Origin of the sequence: Bartonella sp. AP19HLJMH (assembly GCF_042196245.1) — a bacterium.
GTDB lineage: Bacteria > Pseudomonadota > Alphaproteobacteria > Rhizobiales > Rhizobiaceae > Bartonella.
The window spans coordinates 1-7,220 of the sequence record NZ_JBHIPX010000031.1; the positions used below are offsets into that span (position 1 = coordinate 1).

A 7,220-nucleotide genomic window follows, 5' to 3' on the forward strand; every position below is an offset into this window, starting at 1 on the left:
GAAACGTTTCGCAATGCCCCCAAGCCCATTTCACGACGGCGCCCATGAATGGTATAACGGTAAATCCATTGAGCACCTCCATCTTTACGCTTATGAAGTAACAAGCCGGCTTGTGACGTGCAAGCAAGTGGTTTTAGTTGATTCAACCATACACAGATTTGAAATGAGAGAATCCTACGTTATTTGGGATTCTTATTCGATATGAATAGTGCTAAATTATCATTATAAATCAATATGATTGTATCTTTAATAAGAAATAAAAGTTTGTATTTTGGCGTCGAGTAGAACCTCTTTTAAAGGTAATTTCACCGCAAGTAGTAGTTCACAAAATTACAATTAAAACAGAAAAATAATTGAAAAATTTTTCTTCTGAGAAGCTGATTTACGCAACAACTATTCTTTATTTCAGCCCCAAAAAAACTTTTTAAAATTACTTGATAAAGCAGAGCATTGCATATTTCTTATTGCGATTGAAGTGAAATAGCCATTGAAATCAGGAATAACACTTTTTGAATGAACTTAATAATTAAAATGGAAATTAGCTGAGCACAAGAGTTTTTCGATTTATACCGGTATAGGCTAATTTGTTTTCCAAACTGAATATTGCGTAATACAGTTAAATTGACTTTACAATTATAAAGTTGTAAAATTTTAGACTTTTTATAAAATACTAATTGTCTTGAATATAAATAAAGTACATAATAACAATATGAGGGGGATATTATGTCATATAAAAAACCGCAGGTGATTGGCACTGTGAATAGTGCAACTTTAACTTGTTATAAACCATTGGTGTGAGATAGAAAAAAATAAAAAAGCAGGATAAGGGCGGTGCAGCGCCCTTATCCATTGTATTATTGAGAAACAATTTAGGAGGGGAAATGTTTCGTATTAATCTCGACGAGAATAGCATAACTAGATTAAATGATTTTTAGACTATTGTGCTTAATGATTCAGCTATAATTTTAATTGATTCAGCTTTTTTACAGAATCAGAAAATTGAAACTGTTGCGGCAAAGCTTAATGTAGAGACAGAGATTTTAGCATCAGATTTTTCAATCTTGTTAAGAGAACTAGAAAAGAATGGTTTTCTTTTAAAAAAGGAAAACTTGATTAGTGCGTCAGATTCGATTTTTGATCTTAAAAAATTATGGGCACCTGTAACACCTATTATACATATTATCCAGAATTGCAATAGCCCTTGTATCATGTGCGATTGCTGGAAGATTAAGGAAAAAAATTGGCATACTCCAGAAAGTTTAATACCCTTATTTAGAATGTTGAAAGAAAAAGGAGCTGCCTCAGTGATGCTTTCTGGGGGAGAACCTTTAGTGCATCCGAGGCTTAAAGATATTTTATTAACGTTGAATGAACTAGGTCTGCCTGTTGAATTAAATACCAATGGCATCTTATTGCATAAAAATTTATGGATTTCACAGTATGACATAAAAGAAATTGTTGTTTCTATGGATTCGACTAGTGTCCAAGGATATTATGATATACGGGGGGCGAATAAATTTGATCGCGTGTGGAAAAACATTGAAACAGTTAAGAATCTTCAACCTCTGCAAAGTATAGGAATAAGAGCGACAGTTACTAAAGAGATTCTAGAAAATATTATTAATTTTATCGATTTTTGTATAAGCAAAGATGTCGATTATATCGGATTCAACCCGCTCGATACGTCGTCATTTTGTTTTTCTAGAAACAATAATACAAAGGATCGATCTAAGGCTTTAAGCAACAAAATTCTTCCGCCAAACGCCTCACTTTTTCATTTGAGAGATGAATTATCAAGGAAAGAATCCTCCCTCCAGATTTATATAGATAAAAAGTTCCAAGAAAGGAAAATCTCATGGACGTCACAAAATTTTGTAAATTGTATTAATTATTACTTAGGAGAAAATTCTGCGTACGTTTCGTCGCCGTTAATGTGTTTATTTCCATTTTCATCCTTGGTATTGGACTATAATGGAGATTTAAAAAATTGCTTTTATTCAGAAGCTTTTGGGAATCTACAAAATTATGAGGCAATAGATTGGTCTGCTCAAAGCGTTTTAAAATCTTTGAAAGAATCTGGCGCATGTAGCGGATGTCGTGGGAAGGTATTTTGTGGATAAGGTTAAGCAATTTAAGATTTATAGCGTTAGCAAGTCTACTGCTCTAGTGGTTGCTGTTTTACCACTTTTTTTGTCGGAAAAATTGCATTTGTCGCAAGCGGATATTGTTTTAATCGGTAGTTATTTTTTATTGCTTCCTTTGATCTTAGAAGTCCCCTTGGGTTTATTATCAGATGTTTATGGAAGTAAGCGCGTTATTTATACTGGGCTGTTTTTCTTTCTTTGCGGTTTTTTAGCTCTTTTTATGAATTATGCATATTTTGCTTACGCCACTTATTTGTTGTGTATCACATTAGCGGCCGCTTGTTTCTCAGGTGCGGAAGATAGTTTACTCTTTTCTGTAGTACCAAAGCATCGCACACTGTTTTCCGTTAAGTCCGAAGTGGCTGCTGTTACCTATAGTGTGACAACGGTACTTATTTTTTTAGGGGGAATACTTTATTATGTGCATCCTGCATTGCCTGTAATTTTTCAAATCCTTTCATTAATTTTTGCTATTTTTATGTTTTCAAAACTGACGAAGGGATTAGATAGTTTTCATATCAACGCTCATCCGAGTATTTTCACAGTTATGTGCGCCAGCCGTAAAGAAGTCAAAAACCCTTATCGCTTCACTCTTGTTTTTTTAAGTGCAGTTTCAGCTTTTGCTATTTTGGTTAATAATCGAACTGTTTCTATCGCATTTTCTGATTTTTTGCCATTTCAACCTGCTATTTTGGTTTCGATTATTTTTATCATTGGGAATTTTTTTTCAGCAAGTTCCAATATATTGTTTCAGAAGTATTTTTCAAAGTTTCAAAATCCTATTTTTCCCGTCTTAATGATTGGTTGTATGGTAACCATTGCTTTTTTTCTCATGTCATTTCAAATCATTGCGGCTCTTATATTAGGATTTTTACTGCTATGTGTTTTTAAATCTGCTTATCGATCTTATCTGTCGTCTCTTCTTATAAATTCACTGATTGATCCCAAAGCTATCGCGACTGTTTTATCATTTACAGCCATTATTACAGCTGTTGTATCCTTTGCATTCAGTTTTTTATACGGTCATGTTTTTTCAACATTCTGGCAAGCTAATTTGTGGTTGGCAGTGATTATGGCAGTGATTTTTGGGGTGTCTGCTTTAATTATTTTTGTCAGAAAACAAGAAATCATTTGGTTACAGCCTGAAAATGCACAATCGTCAAAACAACATTTCTTGAAACGCAAGCATCAAGAGTTTTGCTATGGGCAAATTTATCCGGAAGCATCGTGCATTAATGAAAACATCAAGGATGGCTCTTTTCGACAAAGTCTCTATCCTGCACCAAATTTGATAACACTTTGCGATGAAATAGTCGAATGGGAGTTTATCCGGGGTACTGTATTGAGCCAAATGGATTTGCTACATCAAAAGGCGATTATTGATCAAATCAATAAGATCTTTCAAGATCGATTAAGCAAGAATATAATCTTATCACATGGAGATTTACATCCTGATAATATCATTGTTACTTCTGATAGTTCTTTTATGGTAGTGGATTGGGATTTATGTCAAGAAGCCAGTCCGGAATTGGATATCTTAACATTTTTCACCAGTCCAAGATTATCTCTCAATTTAGAAGAACGGATAGACTATATTTCTCATTTGCTGTCTATATCAAAGGATGAAGCTTTACCAATGATAAAAGCGTTTGTGGCTAAAAAAATTTCTGATCTTTCTCTATACCAAAATATTTTCATGAAACAATTAGTATTGGATTATATGAACTTGAATAAGAAATTTCATGGGCGATAATATTGTAATTTGTAATGAAAATTGCAGTGCGGGCTGCAATCATTGTCCGTATTCGATGGAATATATGGTGAGAGATGACGCGTTGCCTGAATCTTTATATACAATAAATGACATAAAATCTGATTTTATTATTCTTTCTGGTGGAGAGCCTTTTGAGCTCGATTATGATTTACTTCATAAATATACTTGTATGTGTCTCATTTGCAAAAAATATTTTCGGATTGCAACAGGGGGGCACATCTATATTCAACCATATTTGAAGCTATTAAAGAGTAATCCGTTCTTTTTAGGGATACAAATAGGCACAGATGTTATTTCAGAGATAAGAAATCTAGACAGTAAAAAATATAAACAAACGTGGGTGCGTAACATAGAATGTATGAAAAAAGATAGCGTACCATATAGTGTGACGATTACTTTATCGGAGAGATTCGATTTGGCAGAAGTGTTAGCTCTAATATGTATCGCTACTCCCGAGTTCATTTCAGTTAATTTTGAAAATAGAAAAAAGTATGAGAATAGATTTCAGTTAAATATGATACGGGATTTTTTTTCTGGCTGTGAGATAAAATATGGATATACGCATCAGAGTTTACACCAATAAATATAAACTATCGGATTCTTTTCACAGTTCTTCTGGTGTGTTAGTTGAAAAAACAGAACTGATAATTTTATTTACTGCTCAGGATAAAGTTATTTCGCCCTTTGCTATGGAGTTGCCATTGTCACCTAGTCACGGAGAAATGCCGGACGATTTTATAAAATCTGTAAATGAACGATCAATAAATAAAAGTAAACACTTTGCAAATTCTTTAAGCTATTTCTTTGGGTTGGAAGATTTTTTTAAAAAAGTTGAAATGGCTAAAATTATTAATTCTGGATTAATGAAATCTATTAAAACGATAGGAATAGGTGCAATTATTGATGATGAGATACGTAATTACGATTTGATAAAATTGAAATCATCGAATCAGTATTTGGATGATACAATTGCAATTGTTAATGAAAACAAAAATGTAAAATTTATTATTGATTTCAATGCAAGTATTAATTTTGAGCAGTGGAATTATTTTATTGATAGGATAGATAAGAATAATTTGTTTGGAATAGAACAGCCTGTGAAATTTCCTTCAAAAATTCCAGATTTGGGTTTCTTAAATATCGCTGATGAGACATTCGTGAAATGTGGTTATGAAAAAATTCACGAATATGGCTATAATGCTTTTGTCTATAAGCCATTTGCAAGTAATATTAAAGAATTATATAAGTGTTTTGAGAATAAAAATAACTACGTTGGTATGGTTGGAAGTAATGTTTCAGGCCCTTTAGATTGTAGTTTTTGTAACATCATAAATCATTATATGCCTACCAAATTAGCAGGAAATCGTGCAAGTAATTTTGAAGCGCATCCGTTAAATAATAAAACTGAGGATTTAATGAGAATTCGAGAAAAAAAGATATCTCTCTCTGATGAATTGTTTATTTATCTTGATAAATTTTGCCAAAAGGTATCGGATTTGTATTTTGATATGAATCAATTAAAAGAAATTGCTACAAATATATAGTATTTCCCACTCTGAAGCAGCTATGTTTCGTGAATAGATATAGGACATACCGATGGAAGAACGATATGGTGCTTGTCTCATGTATCGGGATCTTATATACTAAAAGTGTCAAAGATGGTGGCAAAATTGGCTTTGATTTTTTTGATATTAGCAGTAATTTAAGCAGCAACTTGCCTTTTTTATTCAAGATTTTTGATGAGAAAGAATTATAGGTATTTCAGTTTGATGTAACTCAAAATAAGCGAACGGTATTTTTAAGCTTGATGTTTATTATAAAGCTGAGCTCAACCCCAATCAAAACAGTATGGCAGGTGGACTTATTATCTTACTTAAAAGGGGCTAGCTAAGAAGCATACGCTTGTTATTATATCGAATGTTCTCAATTTGCATTCGATTAAACTTACAAATCAAGATGGCTTTTATTCTAATATCATCAATACTGGGCTTTATAGATTAAACATTCAAGTCCAATAATTCGCAGAACAAATGAGCCATGCATCCAAAATGCCAATTACGAGTAATATAAATCCCAATGATATTGTAGCTGATATTCACTTAATACCATCAATACTCCCAAATGACTCCTATTATCGTAAGGTTTTTTTCTTTTCTCTTGAGATCATCACCAACGTCATAAAAATATATTTTACCATGCTGTTGCACGTTTGGATTTTTTACAAAAATAGAAATTTCCATAGAGTAGCTCAAGATCCTAAACAAAAATATTAAAATATAATGTTTTTTATTTTTTATTATTAAAAAAATAACATAAACATTGGAATAACTCTCCAAAAGCAACAAAACTCTTTGTAAGAAGAACTCTGATCATTTTCTTTGAAAAAAGAGCAATGAAGAGAATGTCACTAAAAAGAGCGTTGAGCGATTGGCTTGAAAAACTGTCAAAAGAGATTTCTCTATTGTGTGGTCCTATGATTTTTCACCAAGGTGAGCTATTCATAGCGTTTTGTAGGCCGACCGCCTTTTGGGTTTTGTCTTCATAAATTTCACGAAGATAGTTGTAACAGCATAAAAGCTCTAAAGTTTGTTAAATAATTCCTTATGTTTTGGATTGGCTTGGCTTAAATGCACCCCACCACCTGTTACAGATCCCAACATGGCTTTTGCTGGTTTTTGGTCTGTTTTGCAACCATTGGCTTGTAAAAAGGTTCTATGAATGGCGAAAGAGCCAGCGCCCTTAACAAGAGCCACCAACGCGGTCAGTGTAACCCCAGAGGGGTGCGAACATTTGTCGTAAAAGCGTAAATCAGGAGGCAAATCACATGTAATACCCCGCATACGTAAATAGGTTTCTGCTAAAGTGTTTTTAATTGGTTGGCTTTGTTGCCAAATTGCTTTTGCTCTCTCTGCTTTCTGTTTTGCTCGTTTGAGATCAGCACAAAACTGTTTGGAGAAAGAGAGCGTCTGATCATAAGCTTGTTTTCCAAGCAATCTAATTCTAATAAGCGCTTGTATGATCTCTCTAAAAGAGCAGCCAGAATAACAATAGAGCAATAAACGCCCATCATGTCCATTGGCAAGGGATAAGCTAGGCAACCTATCATCATGAGCAGGGCAACGGGCTGTTCCATAACGCCCATGCCAAGTACCACGCAAGGCACGTGTGATACCTTGCGCATTCTTAAAAGAACACATCATTTTAAATCCTATAACGTTGCGTCATAGGACGGATTGTGCTATCTCTAGGGTGATGAGTTTGAGAAAGCCTTGTCCGTCCTTACGCGACAAGGTTTTTTTATG

The 7,220-nt window shown here is 33.6% G+C and carries 4 protein-coding genes and 2 pseudogenes; 4 read left to right on the forward strand and 2 right to left on the reverse strand.

Annotated elements, in window-relative coordinates; genetic code table 11:
• A pseudogene (locus ACFINR_RS08860) lies at positions 1–110 on the reverse strand (integrase); the annotation flags it as partial.
• An 831-nt stretch (positions 111–941) separates the two neighbouring features.
• Here ACFINR_RS08860 and ACFINR_RS08865 point away from each other — a divergent pair.
• The 4 genes from ACFINR_RS08865 to ACFINR_RS08880 are packed head-to-tail and all read left to right on the forward strand — an operon-like array spanning position 942 to position 5,462.
• A complete protein-coding gene (locus ACFINR_RS08865) occupies positions 942–2,120 on the forward strand; it encodes a radical SAM protein (protein WP_375654125.1) in 1,179 nt (392 codons plus the stop codon).
• Positions 2,113–3,897 carry an MFS transporter gene (locus ACFINR_RS08870; protein WP_375612536.1) on the forward strand — a complete coding sequence of 595 codons (1,785 nt, stop codon included), beginning with the start codon at positions 2,113–2,115 and terminating at the stop codon, positions 3,895–3,897. The genes ACFINR_RS08865 and ACFINR_RS08870 overlap by 8 nt, the downstream gene beginning before the upstream one ends.
• Positions 3,887–4,501, forward strand: coding sequence for a hypothetical protein (locus ACFINR_RS08875; protein WP_375654129.1), 615 nt, complete (start codon positions 3,887–3,889; stop codon positions 4,499–4,501). The genes ACFINR_RS08870 and ACFINR_RS08875 overlap by 11 nt, the downstream gene beginning before the upstream one ends.
• On the forward strand, positions 4,470–5,462 hold the full coding sequence (locus ACFINR_RS08880; RefSeq protein ID WP_375613859.1) for a hypothetical protein: 993 nt from the start codon (positions 4,470–4,472) through the stop codon (positions 5,460–5,462). The genes ACFINR_RS08875 and ACFINR_RS08880 overlap by 32 nt, the downstream gene beginning before the upstream one ends.
• A 1,059-nt stretch (positions 5,463–6,521) precedes the next feature.
• Here ACFINR_RS08880 and ACFINR_RS08885 read toward each other — a convergent pair.
• A pseudogene (locus ACFINR_RS08885) lies at positions 6,522–7,118 on the reverse strand (virulence-associated protein E); the annotation flags it as partial.
• Positions 7,119–7,220: the final 102 nt, after the last annotated feature.